We start from the raw sequence: 15,316 nt of genomic DNA on the forward strand, positions 1-15,316 counted from the left end.
CCCTGCGGGACTGTCAGGTTCCGCAGGGCGCCTTCGCATTCAGGGCCACCGACCTCGATCGTGGCGCTGCTCCTGTTCAGGTCGGCAGACATCCGCCGCTCGTTCGCGCGGCGGCGGCCAGCGCGGCCAAGGCGGGCGTCTCCAGGGCCGCGGTCAGCTGGTCGTCCCACCGTGGGAGGGGCACGAGGCCCGCACGCAGCCAATTACCGTGACCGAGTACGCCGAACGCCGGGCGGGCGGCCGGACGCGGGAACTTCTCCGAGCCGATCGGGCGGATCCGCTGGGGATCGAGGCCGCTGAGACGGAAGGTCTCACGCGCCAGGCCGCACCACGTCGTGTGGCCGGCCGCCGTGCCGTGGTAGATGCCTGCCGGTGCCCGCCCGGCCAGTGCCGCACAGCCGAGGGCCCCCAGCTGCCGGGCGAGCGCACGGGACCAGGTCGGCTGGCCATGCTGGTCGGCCACCACGTCCAGGGTCTCGTGCCGGACGGCGAGTTCGAGCATGGTGGCCACGAAGTTGGGGCCGTACGCGCCGTACAGCCAGGCGGTGCGCACGATGTAGCCGGTGCTCGGCAGCAGCTCGACGACTGCCCGCTCCCCTGCCAGTTTGCTTCGCCCGTACGCGTTGGCAGGCCCCGTCGGTGCGTCCTCGGGGTACGGCCGACGGACATCGCCCGGGAACACGTAGTCGGTGGAGATGTGCAGCAGGAGAGCGCCGCTGTCCGCGCAGGCACGTGCGAGGTGGCGGACGCCTGCGCCGTTGACGGTGGTGGCCGCCGTCTCGGACCGCTCGGCGCCGTCGACGTCTGTCCAGGCGGCGCAGTTGACGACCACCCGGTGACCGGTGACGGCCGCGCACACGGCTGCCGGGTCGGTGATGTCGAGCTGGTCACGGCTCAGCCCCGTCACCGTGGCGTCCGGATCGGCGGCGAGCTCGGCCACCACGTCCCGGCCGAGGAGCCCGTGTGCGCCGGTCACCAGCCAGCTCGTGGTCATGACGGCTCGGTCCTCTCCTTCAGCGGCTCCCACCAGGAGCGGTGTGCGCAGTACCAGGCGACCGTGGCGGCCAGGCCCTCCGTGAAGGACACCTGCGGGACGTAGCCGAGTTGCTCGCGGATCTTGCTGTCGTCCAGCGAGTAGCGCAGGTCGTGGCCCTTGCGGTCGGCCACGTACTCGACCCGGTCCCAGCCCGCGCCGACCGCGTCCAGCAGCAGGCCGGTGAGCTTGTGGTTGCTCAACTCGGTACCGCCGCCGATGTGATAGACCTCCCCGGCCCTGCCGCCGTGCAGGACCAGGTCGATGCCCCGGCAGTGGTCGGAGACGTGCAGCCAGTCGCGCAGGTTGCGGCCGTCTCCGTACAGGGGGACCGTGTTCCCGTCGATCAGGTGGGTGATGAAGAGCGGGATGACCTTCTCGGGGAACTGGTACGGCCCGTAGTTGTTGGTGCACCGGGTGACCACGACGTCCAGGCCGTGGGTGCGGTGGTAGGCGAGCGCCAGCAGATCGGAACCGGCCTTCGACGCGGAGTACGGGGAGTTCGGTGCCAGTGGCCACTCCTCGGTCCACGAGCCTTCGCTGATCGAGCCGTACACCTCGTCGGTGGACACGTGGACGAAGCGGCCGACGCCGTGCCGGTGGGCCGCGTCGAGGAGCACCTGCGTGCCCATCACATTGGTACGGACGAACGGGCCGGCCCCGTCGATCGACCGGTCCACGTGCGACTCGGCGGCGAAATGGACCACCGCGTCCTGGCCCGCCATCACCTGGTCGACCACGTCCGGGTCACAGATGTCGCCCCGGACGAAGGTGTAGCCCGGGTGTTCTGCCACCGGCGCCAGATTGGCCTCGACCCCCGAGTAGGTGAGTTTGTCAAGGACGGTGATCCGCGCTGTCGGGTCCAATTTCAGTTGCCGGCGGACGTATTCCGAACCGATGAATCCGGCACCGCCGGTCACAAGGATGCGCATAGCTCTCCGAGTTTTCTCCCCGCCCGGCGTTCGGCACTGGGGTTTCCTGGTCACTGAGTATCCGCGAAACTCACGCTGCTCGGAGCCGTGCCGTCTTCCCGGCAGGCAGCACGGATTCATACCGGTGCTGCCGATGGCGAACCGGCGCATTTCTCGATTCCGCGGGGGTGGCGAAATGCGGACGGTGCCCGCGAGGCCGTGGCCTCGGGGGCACCGTCGCTCATTCCTGGGTGCAGCGGACGGCCGGTACCGCGCCGCCGCTGACACGGGACCTAGTGGAGGCAGACCACGTACGTGGTGAGCGCGCCAACCGTGGTCGCGGCCTGCCACCCCGTGGCAGCACTGCCGTTGATGCCGGGGGTCGGCTGGTTCTGAACGGGGTTGATGGCGATGGTGCCGAACTGGTTGTATCCACCGCCGACGGCCACGTCGGTGCCAATGCACTGGACAGACGACTGCAGCCCCGGAGTCCCGGTCAGGGTGTACGTGCCGATGTACTTGCTGTCTTCGCCGTTTTTACCCTGGAAGCCCTGCGCACCCTGGTAGCCCTGGTTGCCCTGGTAGCCCTGGTTACCTTGGTTGCCCTGGTAGCCCTGGTGTCCCTGGTTACCTTGGTTGCCCTGGAAGCCCTGGTTGCCCTGGTTGCCCTGGTTGCCCTGGTTGCCCTGGTTGCCCTGGTTGCCCTGCGCACCCTGGTAGCCCTGGTTGCCCTGGAAGCCCTGGAAGCCCTGCTTACCAGGGTCGCCCTGGTCACCCTGGAAGCCCTGGTTGCCCTGGTTACCCTGGTAGCCCTGAGCACCCTGGTAGCCCTGGTTGCCCTGGAAGCCCTGGAAGCCCTGCTTACCAGGGTCGCCCTGGTCACCCTGGAAGCCCTGGTTGCCCTGGTTACCCTGGTAGCCCTGAGCACCCTGGTAGCCCTGGTTGCCCTGGAAGCCCTGCTTGCCCTGGTCGCCCTGCGCACCCTGGTAGCCCTGGTTGCCCTGGTTGCCCTGGTTGCCCTGCGCACCCTGGTAGCCCTGCGCACCCTTCTTACCCTGGTTGCCCTGTGCACCCTGGTAGCCCTGTGCACCCTGGTAGCCCTGCGCACCCTGGTAGCCCTGCGGACCCCGCTTACCCTGCGGACCCTGCGGACCCCGCTTGCCGTCGTGGCCGTCGTGGCCGCGAGGCCCCTGCGGCCCTCGGTCCTTGCCGCCGCGGGCGCTCACGGCGCCGTTCGGGCCAGGCGTCGCAACCTCACCGGCGCCGGCGCCGGACCTGTGGATCGCGTCAGCGATGGCCGTCGCGCTCGGGGCGATGTTGAGCACTACGGCAAGCGCGCCGACCGACACCATAGCGGCGGACTTCACGCGTGAACTTCGGATCGTTCTACGGCTCACAGAGAACCTTCCTCGGGAACTTGGACGCATCAGACCGCAAGCGCGCGCACTCGGTGCGCTTCTTTCGCATGCGTGTCACGTGGCTTCGGTTACTGACACACCCAGTTTCACTTCCGGAGATTGAATAATTACGATTCGGTCCGTGTCATAGGCGAAGATCACCCGTGCGGCCTCAATGCACTTTCTCAGACCGATTCCGGCGTGGTACCGACTTTCCAGCGCATTGTCATCGCGGCCGGTGATTGCCGACGGCGCGAAGCCCCGCCGCAAGGGCGGGGCTTCGCCGAAGGCCGACCGTCTCATGCGCCGCTCACGAGACTTCCGCGATACGCGGTGCAGTCCTCGAAGGAAGGCAGCAGACCCTGCCGCTCGGCTTCCTCCAGCGTGGGCGCCGCCGCATCCTTGTCCGAAAGACACGGCGCGAGGCCCTCGGGCCAGGCGATGGCCAACGCGGGGTCGAGCGGATTGATCCCGTACTCACGCTGCGGCGCGTATCCCTGCGAACACAGGTAGACGACAGTGGAGTTGTCCTCCAGCGCCATGAAGGCGTGGCCCAGTCCTTCCGAGAGGTAGACGCAGCGGTGCGTGGTGTCATCGAGCCGGACCGCCTCCCATTTCCCGAAATCCGGGGAGCCGGTGCGGATGTCGACCACCACGTCGAGGACGGCGCCGCTGACGCACGTGACGTACTTGGCCTGGCCGGGCGGGACCGACGCATAGTGGATACCGCGGAGAGTGCCGCGAGCGGAGCGGGAGCAATTGGCCTGCTCGAGTTGGAGCCCCTGACCGATGGAATCGTGGAACCTTTCACTCTTGAACCACTCGTGGAATCGTCCCCTGTTGTCCGCGAAAACCTTGGGTGTGTCCACCCAGGCTCCTTCGATGCCAAGTGGTCGCACGTGATTACTCCCTTCCACCGCGCGGCTTTTCGCCGCTGACTACTTCCGTGTCTTCGGGACATCCGCCGCGGGACTTTAGACCGTGCCCTACGTGGTGAGGCGGATGTGTGCGGCCATTCGGGGGATTCTGACCACACGTGAGTTTGGTCGAGGTCGGATACCGCGTGCTGCTGGCATCTTGATGGCCGCCACTCCCGGTTCCCTGAAGGGCTCGCGATGCAAACACCCCTCGCCAAAAGCGCAACGCTCCCGACGCAGCAATCGACCCTCGAGAAAAAGGCGTTGGCCGCATCGCCGCACAACGGCCGCTTCGACGGCACATGGTGGATCTGGGCCATGGCCGGAGCGCTGTTCGTGATGTACGCGGCGGTGTCGCTCCGTCTCCACCAACGGATGATCACGAGCAGCTATGACCTGGGAATCTTCGATCAGGTCGTCCGCTCATACGCGGAAGGACACTTGCCGGTCTCCGAAGTGAAGGGCCAGGACTTTCCCGTCCTGGGGGATCACTTCTCTCCCATCCTCGCGCTCGTGGCGCCGTTCTACTGGGTGTGGCGGGGAGCGGAAACGCTCCTCGTCGTGCAGGCCGCGCTTCTCGCCGTGAGCGTCGTCCCGCTGACTCTCTGGGCACGCCGGACCCTGGGCGGCCCGGCCGGCGCGGTGATCGGTGCCTGCTACGGCCTCTCCTGGGGAATCGCGAGTGCTGTCGGCTACGACTTCCACGAAGTGGCATTCGCCGTGCCGCTCCTGGCGTTCTCGCTGACCGCCCTCGGGAATGACCGGTTGACCGCCGCGGCGTACTGGGCTCTGCCCCTGCTGCTCGTGAAGGAGGACCTCGGACTCACGGTTCTCGTCATCGGTCTCGTCATCGCCTGGCGAGGCGACCGCAGGCTGGGCGTGTTCACGGTTGCAGCCGGTCTGGCCGCAGCGGCGCTGGCGCTGTTCGTGGTTCTGCCGGCCTTCAGCCCGAGTGGGTCCTTCGCCTATTGGTCCCTGGTCGAGGGCGGTTCTGGAGCACCTGGAGTCGACGGTGGCAGTGGAGGCGGCCTGCTGGATCTGCTCCACCGGGGCACGATCGGTCTCGTCACCCCCCAGACCAAGGTGACGACTTTCGTCCTCATGCTGGCTCCCACCATGTTCCTGGCGATGCGGTCCCCGCTGCTGTGGGTCGCCCTGCCGACTCTGGTGTGGCGCTTCACGTCGAGCAACGGCCTGCACTGGGGGACGGGTTTCCACTACTCGCTCGTCCTGATGCCCATGGTCTTCGCGGCCTTCATCGACGCCCTGGTGCGACGCGGGACGAGCGTGCGCGGCCTGCGCCGTTACCTCGCGGGCTGCGCCGCGATCACCCTCATGATCCTTCCGAACTTCGCCCTGTTCCAGCTGGTCCAGCCGGACACCTGGCGGACCGATCCTCGCGTCGCCGTCGCCCACCGCCTGATGGACAAGATCCCCGACGGTGCCACGGTCCAGACGTCCGACCATCTGGTGCCCCAGCTCAGCAACCGTACGAGCGTCAGCCTCTACGGCTCGAACGACAGCCGCCCCGACCCCCAGTGGATCATGGTGGACGTCTGGGCGCCGGACAGCTCGCGAGGGTGGCTGGGCGCGCCGCTCAGCCATGAAGCGGAACAGCAGCACTTGATGGAAAGCAGCCGCGCGGGGTACGCCCTGGTGGCGCAGGAGGGCGGCTTCGTGCTGATGCACCGCCAGGAGGTGATGCCGCAGCACCGGAGCTGATCGGGACACGCCTGAGAGATCGCTGTCTCCCCAGGAGACGGGGGCTTCGCCGGTGAGTCGGCGGGCCATGAGAACGGCCGTGGCCAGGTGGTCGCCGCCGTCCACCCACACCTTGCGCAGGGTGGGAGGGGCGGCGGCGACCCGGTCGACCGGATGGGTGCCGCGGCACGGGGCGTCTTGGGATGATGGTTACACCGGAGCGCCCGGCCCCAGGCGCAGCAGTTCTTCTCGAGGCGATCCGCTGCCCCTTTGGGGCATGACGACGTATCGGGAGTCCTCCAGCAGCCCCAGCAGATAGTCGCCGTATCCGCTCTTGAGCAGCGGCTGGGCCAGTTTCCGGAGCCCGTCGTCGTCGATCAGGCCGGCCCGCCAGACCGCCTCCTCGACGCAGCCGACCTTGAAGCCCTGGCGTTCCTCGATCACCCGGACGAATTCCGAAGCCTGAACCATGGAGTTGAAGGTTCCGGTGTCGAGCCACGCGGTGCCCCGGTCGAGCCGGGTGACGTGCAGCGCCCCGGCTTCCAGATAGACGCGGTTGAGGTCGGTGATCTCCAACTCACCCCTGACGCTGGGCCGTAGGCCGCGGGCGATGTCCACGACGTGGTTGTCGTAGAAGTACAGTCCGGGCACGGCGTACCGGGACCTGGGCCGGGCCGGTTTCTCCTCGATGGACAGCGCCCGGCCCAGTTCGTCGAACTCCACCACGCCATAGGCCGTGGGGTCGGCGACCTGGTAGGCGAACACCCTGCCGCCCTTCAGATCGTCGTGGTGGGCCAGCCGGGTGCCAAGGCCGCTGCCATGGAAGATGTTGTCGCCCAGAATCAGGGCGACCGACTCGTCGTCGATGAAGTCGGCGCCCAGGATGAAAGCATGGGCAATGCCCTCCGGGCGCTCCTGTGCCATGTATTCCAGCCGCAGGCCCAGTTGACTGCCGTCGCCGAGCAGCCGACGGAACTGGAACTGGTCTTCGGGGGTGGTGACGATCAGGATCTCCCGGACGCCGGCCATCACGAGTGTGGACAGCGGGTAATAGACCATGGGCTTGTCGAAGACCGGGAGCAGTTGCTTCGACACCGAGCGGGTCAACGGCCAAAGTCGCGAGCCGGTGCCTCCGGCCAACAGGATTCCGCGCATGGCATCACCATAGGTGAATTGCCCATGAATGCCGCTTTTTCACACGGCCGAGGACTGGCCTCGATTCATCAGCTCGGTTCGATCGCTACGCCGCAGACCTTCCCCGCGGCCTCCCGGTCATCGGCTTCACGACTCCCGGAAGTTCCCCGCCGCCAACGAACTGGTGGCGGTGCTGTTGCACCCCGGCTTTGTCAGCACTGCTCCCACCCTCCCCGGCGCCTCCCGGCGCACGAAGGCGCCCCTGAACGCCTTCCAGATCGCCTTCGGTCGGCACCCCGGCCAACAACCCAACCCCCACAAACCAAGAGCAACCGCCGAGTCCCCCACCCCCCGTGGCGTTCACCGCAGGAGTCGGATGTTTCGGACATATTGTTCGGCGGGCCGGCCGGGGCCGCGGTTGGCGCTCCAGTCCGGCCCGGAACGTCGCGCCCGGATGCCGTCCGCCCGGCGCGATCGAGCGCGACCTGAACGGAGTCCGCAATGCCCGACACAGCCACCGAGGACCCACGCCGGCGCACGGTCGATCCGACGGTGATGGCGCTGACCGTGTACACCACGGTGCTAGCGGCCGTCTCGGCCCCCATCTTCCTGATGCCTGACGAGTCGTGGGACCAGGACACCTTTGTCGAGCCCTGGTACCGGCACATCGCGAGCCACGGCGGGCTCCACGCCCTCTCAGACGTTGATGTCGAAGAAGAAGAGCTGCACCAGGCGGTGGGTGCCGTGCTCCCCGGCGAAGTGCTCGTACGACGTGGCCGAGTGCATCAGCTTCGCGTCCCAGATCACCAGCCGGTTGTACTGACCGGAGACCGACTCGATCAGCTCCCAGTTGTCCTCGTGCTCCAAGTTGTAGGGGTCGTAGACGACCGAGCGCGCGGCCTCGACGGCCTCGGAGCTGCCGAGGCGCGCCTGTTCCTTCGGATGGCTGGGCGCACGCCGGCAGCCGTAGGTCCTGTCGCGCCAGAAGCTGGTGCCAGCACCGGGAGGCGGGTTCGGGTTCAGGTAGATCGCGGCGGCGTAGCTCTGCGAGTCGTGGTGCCAGACCAGCGGGTCGTCGTGCGCGGTCTGCTGGAAGACGCCGTTGGCGTTGTGGCCGAGCCATTCGGTGACCGGAGTGCCGAGCAGCCGCGAGAACTCCTCGCGCAGGCCGGGCCAGAGGAACCGGTGGTCGCTGCGCAGGCCTTTGAAGTACTGCAGATCGGTGTGGTAGCTGGCGCTGAGCGCGATCTCGCGCACCTCGTCCGGGTCGTCGAGGAAGTCATCCACGGAGAGCAGGTGCGGTGCGGTGGGGGTGAACAGCCGCTTCGCGGGGGGCTTGAGCTGCGCGTCCTCAAGGGTGGGGGCGGGGACCACGATCGGCAGCTGCGCCGGGCCGCTGGAGATCAGGTAACCACCGTCACCGCGGTCCTCCAGCACGACAGCGACCTCACCACCGAAGTTGAGCTGCTCCCCCGAGTTGAATGACATGGCCAGACTTCCTTCGTCGTGCGCTGACTGACGCTCGAAGATTAGCGGCCGACTCCTGACAATTGCTATGTTTCGCCGCATAAATACCCACATCGGCGCAGTCGCCGGCCAGATCGCGCCGACCGTCCCGCTGCCAGGAGATCCGCTGCGTGCGAAGTGAAGCGCGGAAACCTTCCTCGACAACGCCACCTGCTACAGCGAGGTGCGCGGGATGTACGGGTTCACCGGGACTTGACAAGGGACGCCGATCTCGGTCCAGGGCTCCGGGATGGGGCAGCCGTCGATGGCGATCTACGTCAGAACTCTTCGCTGAGTACGACGTACAGAACATCGTCCGGGTCGGGTCCTGCGGGGCATTCACCGCGACGATGGGCATCCGCGACGTGGTCATCGCCTCCGGGCCTGCGCCAGCATGCGGTGGTGTGGCTCTATGGGCCGGCGGTCGGGTGCTACTCGGTACGGAAGCTGGTCGCCTTCGCGGTCTTCATGTGGCTGGTCGGCCACTCCGGCTACCACCCCATGAAGGATGTGCGCTACGGCGGCGGTGCCCACCCCTGGGTTGTGCTCGCTTCCTTCGACGGCGGGTGGCACCAAGAATTGGTACATATTCCAGGCGAACTCGGCCGCGTTCTTCCCGGCCTACCCAGGCCTGATGCGCCTGGTCTCCGAGTTCACCCACCTCGGCGACCTTGATCGCAGCGGTAGCCCTGGCGGCGCTCGTCGCGCTCTTCCGGCGCACGGTCGAAGTCGCGCGCCTCTGGTCGCGATGACGCCGGCACCGCTCGGGCTGTTGGGGTATGTGGGCCGGGTCCGCTGGCGGATCGCCAGGGCGCCGCCGATCCTCATCGTCCTGTTGGTGCGGCTGCGCCCACCCGCCGTCCTGATGGTCCATACGCTGGTCACCATCGCCACCGTGCTTGGACGGTGCGCCGGGGCCGGCCCCAGTACGAACGTATGCCAGCCGCAGGCCAGTTGACTTCGGTCGCCGAGCAATCGGCGGAGCCGGTACTGGTCTTCGGGGGTGGATGATCAGAACCGAGAACTGGGCCGGGGGCCCGCCCGTACGCCGTTGTACGGTGCGGGCCCCCCGGCCCAGTTCATGGTGCTGTCACCGCGGCCGGTCTTGGCGACGTCGCAGGTCAGGGCAAGTCTGACCGGCCGCGGAGTTCAGGGGTGGACGGCAGCCGCGCGGCCGCCGTCCACTCGGAACTCAGCCCAGCCGCCGCACCAGCGCGCGGTACTCGTCCCACAGTTCCTTCGGGGTGTGCTCGCCGAAGGTGTTGAGGTGCTCGGGCACGAGCGCCGCCTCCTCGCGCCACACGTCCTTGTCGACGGTGAGCAGGAAGTCGAGGTCGGCCTCGGAGATGTCGAGTCCCTTGGTGTCCAGGGCGCCCTTGGCCGGCAGGATGCCGATGGGGGTCTCGACGCCCTCGGCGCGGCCGTCGAGGCGGTCCACGATCCACTTCAGGACGCGGCTGTTCTCACCGAAGCCAGGCCACACGAACTTGCCCGCGTCGTTCTTGCGGAACCAGTTCACGTAGTAGATCTTCGGAAGCTTCGCCTGGTCCTTGTCCTTGGCGACGTCGACCCAGTGCCCCATGTAGTCGCCCATGTTGTAGCCGCAGAACGGCAGCATGGCGAAGGGGTCGCGGCGCAGCTCGCCGACCTTGCCCTCGGCGGCGGCGGTCTTCTCGGAGGCCACGTTGGCACCGAGGAAGACGCCGTGGTTCCAGTCGAAGGACTCCGTCACCAGCGGTACGGCGGTGGCGCGGCGTCCGCCGAAGAGGATCGCCGAGATCGGCACGCCCTTGGGGTCCTCCCACTCGGGCGCGATGATCGGGCACTGCGAGGCGGGGACGGTGAAGCGGGCGTTGGGGTGGGCGGCGGGCGTACCGGACTCCGGCGTCCAGTCGTTGCCCTTCCAGTCGGTCAGGTGGGCCGGAGTCTCCTCCGTCATGCCCTCCCACCAGATGTCGTTGTCGTCGGTGAGCGCGACGTTGGTGAAGACGGAGTTGCCCCACAGCGTCTTCATCGCGTTGGCGTTGGTGTGCTCACCGGTGCCGGGCGCGACGCCGAAGAAACCGGCCTCGGGGTTGATCGCGTACAGCCGGCCGTCCTCGCCGAACCGCATCCACGCGATGTCGTCGCCGATCGTCTCGACCGTCCAGCCGGAGACGGTGGGCTCCAGCATGGCGAGGTTGGTCTTGCCGCAGGCGCTCGGGAAGGCGGCGGCGACGTACTTGGACTCGCCCTGCGGCGGGGTCAGCTTCAGGATGAGCATGTGCTCGGCGAGCCAGCCCTCGTCACGCGCCATGACGGACGCGATACGCAGGGCGTAGCACTTCTTGCCGAGCAGCGCGTTGCCGCCGTAGCCCGATCCGTACGACCAGATCTCGCGGGACTCGGGGAAGTGCGAGATGTACTTGGTGGAGTTGCACGGCCACGGCACGTCCGCCTCGCCCTCGGCCAGCGGCGCTCCGAGCGTGTGCACAGCACGCACGAAGAAGCCGTCGGTGCCGAGCTCGTCGAGGACGGGCTGTCCCATGCGGGTCATGGTGCGCATGGACACGGCGACGTAGGCGGAGTCGGTGATCTCGACGCCGATCGCGGAGAGGTCGGATCCCAGCGGGCCCATGCAGAACGGGACGACGTACATCGTCCGGCCCTTCATCGAGCCGCGGAAGATGCCCTCCTCCCCCGCGAATATCTCCCGCATCTCGGCGGGCGCCTTCCAGTGGTTGGTCGGGCCCGCGTCCTCCTCCTTCTCGGAGCAGATGAACGTCCGGTCCTCGACCCGCGCGACATCGGTCGGGTCGGAAGCGGCGTAGTAGGAATGCGGGCGCTTGATCGGATCAAGCTTCTTGAAGGTGCCCTTGTGAACGAGCTCCTCGCACAGGCGCTCGTACTCGGCCTCGGATCCGTCACACCAGACCACGTTGTCCGGCTGGGTCAGTTCTGCGATCTCGTTGACCCACGAGATCAGTTCCTTGTGCTGGGTGGGGACGGTGGAGGGAGCCGCGATGTCGCGCGCCACGATTGCTCCTAGATGAGGGGTTTTTGTTGAGGCCCCGTGGGGGCTGCGACCCGGATGCTTCGGGGGTGTGGATACCCATGGCGCTCATCCGGTGCCGACCGCACTCATTTGATCATCCGACGGGTTCGCCCATATGTCCAGAGGGCCTCACACGTGAGCGGAGTGACCATCGCCACGTGTATCCGCGATTCTTTGCGTACACGTTGGGTTCAGCTGAAGGTTCTTTTGCGTGGACGCCGCCTTACGCCACGCTCGTGAGAACATGGCCACTCTTGGCTGTTCAGTGCGCCGTACTGACACGTAACTTACGGTTCCGTAGGTAGGATTCCGCCTATGACTGCGCCCGTCCCCGACGCGCCCACGGACTCGCCGGCCGCAGGCCGCAGTCCCGCAGCGCTCTCCCCGTCGCATCCGGTCAAGCCCAAGCTCCGCGGCTGGCTGCACCTCGGCATGTTCCCGGCCGTCCTGATCTCCGGTCTGGTCCTCACCGCTCTGGCCAGTTCCACGCGGGCCCGCATCGCCTGCGGGATCTTCGTGCTGACGGCCTGCCTCCTGTTCGGAGTGAGCGCGCTCTACCACCGCGGCAACTGGAGCCCGCGGATGGACGGCGTGCTGCGCAGACTCGACCACGCCAACATCTTCCTGATCATCGCCGGCACCTACACACCGCTGACGATGCTGCTGCTCCCCGGCGCCAAGGGGCAGTGGCTCCTGTGGAGCATCTGGGCCGCCGCGGCGGCGGGGATCATCTTCCGGGTGTTCTGGGTCGGCGCCCCTCGCTGGCTCTACACCCCCTGCTACATAGCGATGGGCTGGGCGGCCGTCTTCTTCCTCCCGGACTTCATGCGCACGGGCGGCATCGCCGTGCTGGTCCTGGTGATCGTCGGCGGACTGCTCTACAGCGCGGGCGGTGTGATCTACGGGATCAAGCGCCCCAACCCCTCACCCAGCTGGTTCGGCTTCCACGAGGTCTTCCACTCCCTCACCCTCGCGGCGTTCGTCGTGCACTACGTGGGCATCTCACTGGTGGCCTACCAGCACGGATAACCCCTTCCCACCAGCTCCTCCCAAGGGCCGCGGCTTACGAGCCGCGGCCCTTTGCCGCGCCTTGAAAGTACCTCCCCATTGACGCCAACCATCTTTTGAGAGCTACTCTCATTTCATGGTGACTCCCACTCAGAGCGAACAAGACGAAGACGCGCAGCGCGACCCCCGCCGCTGGTGGGCCCTCGGGGCCCTGGTCGCGAGCATGCTCGTGATCGGTTTCGACATGACGATCCTCAACGTCGCACTGCCGACGATGGCCCGGGACCTGGGCGCGTCCACCGGTCAGCAGCAGTGGATGGCGGACGCGTACGTCGTCGTCTTCGCCTCGCTGATGCTCCCCGCGGGCCTGCTCGGTGACCGTTTCGGGCGCCGCAGGATGCTGATCGTCGGCCTCGGGATCTTCCTCGCGGGCTCACTGGTCGGCACGCTCGTCCACGACGTGACCCCGGTGATCGTGGCCCGCGGGCTGATGGGCATCGGCGGCGCGCTCGTGATGCCGCTCGCGCTCGCCGTGCTCCCCTCCCTCTTCGCACCCGACGAGCGCACCAGGGCGGTCGGCGCGGTCTCGGCGGCCTCCGCGCTCGGCGTGCCGCTCGGCCCGATCATCGGCGGCTGGCTGCTCGACCACTTCTGGTGGGGCTCGGTCTTCCTGGTCAACGTGCCGATGGCGCTCATCGGCATCACCGCCTGCGTCCTCCTGCTCCCCGAGACCCGCGACCCGGCCTCCCCCAAGGTCGACGCTCTCTCCACGGCGCTCACTGCGGCCGGGCTCAGCATCCTCATCTACGCGATCATCGAGGCCCCGCACCGCGGCTGGGGCGACCCGCTGATCCTGGCCTTCTTCGCCCTCTCCGCCGTCCTGGTCACCCTGCTCGTCCTGCGCGAACGCCGCAGCCCGCGCCCCATGCTGGACCTCACCCTGCTCGCCCAGCGGGCCTTCCTCCTCAACACGCTCGCCGCCACGCTCGTCATGTTCGTGCTGTCCGGCCTGCTGTTCGTGCTGCCGCAGTATCTGCAGGCGGTGCTCGGGCACGACGCACTCGCCACCGGGGTGCGCATGCTGCCGATGATGGGCGGTCTGCTGGTCGCCTCCCGGGCGGCGGGCCCCGTCGTCGAGAAGTTCGGGCCGCGCGGGGTCATCAGCGCCGGGCTCGTCGTCCTCTCCTTCGCCGCTTTCCTCGGCAGCCGTACGACGGTCGCCGACGGGTACGGGTTCACCGCGCTGTGGCTGTCGATCGCCGGACTCGGCTTCGGCTTCGCGGTGGTCCCCGCGATGGACGCCGGCATCGGCGCGCTACCGCGCGACCGGGCCGGCAGCGGCGCCGGTCTCCTGATGACGGTGCGCCAGGTGGGTGGCGCGATCGGCATCGCCCTGCTCGGCTCGCTGCTGGCGAGCACGTACGCCGACCGCCTCGACACGGCGGGCCTGCCGGGCGCCGCCGCAGGGACCGCGTCCGACTCCGTGGTCGGCGCCCATGTGGTGGCCGCGCAGCTCGGCGACCGGGCGCTCGCGGCCTCCGCGAATTCCTCGTACATCCACGGCATGGACCTGGCGCTGCTGGTCAGCGGTATCGCAGCGCTGGTCACCGCGCTGCTCGCGGCGGCCCTGCTGCAAAACCCCGAACCGGCGACGAACACACCGGACACCGACCCCGACATGGCCGTCACCCCGGCAGATGCCCGACAATGACCACCATGGCCGCCTCCGCACACAGCTCCACGCCGGACGCGGAGCCCCAGATGGGGCTCCGCGAACGGAAGAAGCTCAAGACCCGTATCGCGATCCGCGACGCGACGTACCGGCTGATCCGGGAGCAGGGGTACGACGCGACGACCATCGAGCAGATCGCGGAGGCGGCCGAGGTCTCCCCGTCCACGGTGTTCCGCTACTTCCCCACCAAGGAGGACATCGTCCTCACCGACGAGGACGACCCGTTCATCAAGGCGGAACTGCGTGCCCGGCCCGCCGACGAGTCGTGGCCGGACTCCATCCGGTACGTGATCCGCAAGGCCATCAGACTCGGGGTCGCCAAGAACCCCGAGGAGTCCTTGGTGCGGAGTCGGCTGATGGTGGAGGTGCCCGCCGTGCGCTCCCGGATGATGGAGAGCATGTCGGTCACCGGCCGCATGCTCTGCGAGATCCTCGCCGAACGCACCGGCCGCGACCCCGACAGCCTGGAGGTCCGGGTCTACGCGATGTCCTTCATCGGAGGCCTCATGGAAACCTCCCTGTACTGGGCCGAGAACGGCAACGAGGGAGACCTCGTGGACCTCGTCGACCGCGCCTTGGACGTCCTCGAAAAAGGCCTGCCGGTCCAGAACGCCTGAGACCGCGCCCGGCCGGTCACATGTACACCTGCTACATTTGTTACATGAGCGATCCCGTGATTGCCCCCATGGCCGACGTTCGCAAGCACCTGGCGGACGTCATAGACCGCGCTCACCGGGGCGAGACCCCCACCATCATCACGCGGCGAGGCAAGCAGGAAGCCGTAGTGATCGACATCGACGAGTACCAGCGCCTGCGTGAGCTCGCGGAGCGGACCGAGGACGCCTGGCTCAACCGGCTGGCCGACGAGGCAGAGTCCGAGGGCCTTGAAGGATCCGTCTCGCTCGAAGAGATGGCTGCCCTACTCCGCTCCCACAACGCCTGA

The 15,316-nt window shown here is 67.8% G+C and carries 13 protein-coding genes; 6 read left to right on the top strand and 7 right to left on the bottom strand.

What is annotated here, in order from left to right:
* Window positions 1-76: 76 nt before the first annotated feature.
* From rfbD to KVT44_RS21325, 4 genes are all read right to left on the bottom strand, one after another.
* The gene (gene rfbD, locus KVT44_RS21310) at window positions 77-994 is read right to left on the bottom strand and encodes a dTDP-4-dehydrorhamnose reductase (RefSeq protein WP_217568153.1); all 918 of its coding nucleotides are present in this window, start codon (window positions 992-994) and stop codon (window positions 77-79) included.
* The gene (gene rfbB, locus KVT44_RS21315; RefSeq protein ID WP_217568154.1) at window positions 991-1,965 is read right to left on the bottom strand and encodes a dTDP-glucose 4,6-dehydratase; all 975 of its coding nucleotides are present in this window, start codon (window positions 1,963-1,965) and stop codon (window positions 991-993) included. The genes rfbD and rfbB overlap by 4 nt, the downstream gene beginning before the upstream one ends.
* Before the next feature lie 272 nt (window positions 1,966-2,237).
* Window positions 2,238-3,311, bottom strand: a complete 1,074-nt coding sequence (locus KVT44_RS60055) for a hypothetical protein (protein ID WP_217568155.1) — start codon at window positions 3,309-3,311, stop codon at window positions 2,238-2,240.
* Window positions 3,312-3,640: 329 nt separating this feature from the next.
* Window positions 3,641-4,240 (bottom strand): dTDP-4-dehydrorhamnose 3,5-epimerase family protein, encoded by a 600-nt coding sequence (locus KVT44_RS21325; RefSeq protein ID WP_217568156.1) that lies wholly within the window; start codon window positions 4,238-4,240, stop codon window positions 3,641-3,643.
* Between the two features lie 282 nt (window positions 4,241-4,522).
* On the opposite strand from KVT44_RS21325, the gene KVT44_RS21330 reads away from it, so the two are divergent.
* A complete protein-coding gene (locus KVT44_RS21330; protein WP_254649661.1) occupies window positions 4,523-5,980 on the top strand; it encodes a DUF2079 domain-containing protein in 1,458 nt (485 codons plus the stop codon).
* A 189-nt stretch (window positions 5,981-6,169) separates the two neighbouring features.
* Here the strand turns inward: KVT44_RS21330 and rfbA are convergent, their stop codons facing one another.
* Together rfbA and KVT44_RS21340 are read right to left on the bottom strand one after the other, a co-directional pair.
* A complete protein-coding gene (gene rfbA / locus KVT44_RS21335; protein WP_217568158.1) occupies window positions 6,170-7,114 on the bottom strand; it encodes a glucose-1-phosphate thymidylyltransferase RfbA in 945 nt (314 codons plus the stop codon).
* 675 nt (window positions 7,115-7,789) lie between these two features.
* A complete protein-coding gene (locus KVT44_RS21340) occupies window positions 7,790-8,581 on the bottom strand; it encodes a DUF6445 family protein (protein ID WP_217568159.1) in 792 nt (263 codons plus the stop codon).
* Between the two features lie 766 nt (window positions 8,582-9,347).
* Here KVT44_RS21340 and KVT44_RS21345 point away from each other — a divergent pair.
* The gene (locus KVT44_RS21345) at window positions 9,348-9,557 is read left to right on the top strand and encodes a hypothetical protein (protein ID WP_217568160.1); all 210 of its coding nucleotides are present in this window, start codon (window positions 9,348-9,350) and stop codon (window positions 9,555-9,557) included.
* A gap of 234 nt (window positions 9,558-9,791) precedes the next feature.
* Here the strand turns inward: KVT44_RS21345 and KVT44_RS21350 are convergent, their stop codons facing one another.
* Entirely contained in the window at window positions 9,792-11,615 is a 1,824-nt protein-coding gene (locus KVT44_RS21350; protein ID WP_217568161.1) for a phosphoenolpyruvate carboxykinase (GTP), read from the bottom strand.
* Between the two features lie 333 nt (window positions 11,616-11,948).
* Here KVT44_RS21350 and KVT44_RS21355 point away from each other — a divergent pair, with 333 nt between their 5' ends.
* The 4 genes from KVT44_RS21355 to KVT44_RS21370 all read left to right on the top strand — a co-directional run bounded on the left by KVT44_RS21355 (window position 11,949) and on the right by KVT44_RS21370 (window position 15,316).
* Window positions 11,949-12,662, top strand: coding sequence for a hemolysin III family protein (locus tag KVT44_RS21355; protein ID WP_190172215.1), 714 nt, complete (start codon window positions 11,949-11,951; stop codon window positions 12,660-12,662).
* A gap of 115 nt (window positions 12,663-12,777) precedes the next feature.
* Window positions 12,778-14,352, top strand: coding sequence for an MFS transporter (locus KVT44_RS21360; protein WP_217568162.1), 1,575 nt, complete (start codon window positions 12,778-12,780; stop codon window positions 14,350-14,352).
* A 5-nt stretch (window positions 14,353-14,357) separates the two neighbouring features.
* Window positions 14,358-14,990: a TetR/AcrR family transcriptional regulator gene (locus KVT44_RS21365; RefSeq protein ID WP_217568163.1), complete on the top strand. Its 633-nt coding sequence runs from the start codon at window positions 14,358-14,360 to the stop codon at window positions 14,988-14,990.
* Between the two features lie 44 nt (window positions 14,991-15,034).
* Window positions 15,035-15,316, top strand: coding sequence for a type II toxin-antitoxin system Phd/YefM family antitoxin (locus tag KVT44_RS21370; protein WP_254649662.1), 282 nt, complete (start codon window positions 15,035-15,037; stop codon window positions 15,314-15,316).

The sequence above is a fragment of the Streptomyces sp. GbtcB7 genome, assembly GCF_019091445.1.
Taxonomy (GTDB): Bacteria; Actinomycetota; Actinomycetes; order Streptomycetales; family Streptomycetaceae; genus Streptomyces; species Streptomyces mirabilis.

Coding starts and splice junctions, on each gene's coding strand:
- rfbD (WP_217568153.1), bottom strand. CDS start 994: ATGACCACGAGCTGGCTGGTGACCGGCGCACACGGGCTCCTCGGCCGG.
- rfbB (WP_217568154.1), bottom strand. CDS start 1,965: ATGCGCATCCTTGTGACCGGCGGTGCCGGATTCATCGGTTCGGAATAC.
- rfbA (WP_217568158.1), bottom strand. CDS start 7,114: ATGCGCGGAATCCTGTTGGCCGGAGGCACCGGCTCGCGACTTTGGCCG.
- KVT44_RS21340 (WP_217568159.1), bottom strand. CDS start 8,581: ATGTCATTCAACTCGGGGGAGCAGCTCAACTTCGGTGGTGAGGTCGCT.
- KVT44_RS21345 (WP_217568160.1), top strand. CDS start 9,348: ATGACGCCGGCACCGCTCGGGCTGTTGGGGTATGTGGGCCGGGTCCGC.
- KVT44_RS21355 (WP_190172215.1), top strand. CDS start 11,949: ATGACTGCGCCCGTCCCCGACGCGCCCACGGACTCGCCGGCCGCAGGC.
- KVT44_RS21360 (WP_217568162.1), top strand. CDS start 12,778: ATGGTGACTCCCACTCAGAGCGAACAAGACGAAGACGCGCAGCGCGAC.
- KVT44_RS21365 (WP_217568163.1), top strand. CDS start 14,358: ATGGCCGCCTCCGCACACAGCTCCACGCCGGACGCGGAGCCCCAGATG.
- KVT44_RS21370 (WP_254649662.1), top strand. CDS start 15,035: ATGAGCGATCCCGTGATTGCCCCCATGGCCGACGTTCGCAAGCACCTG.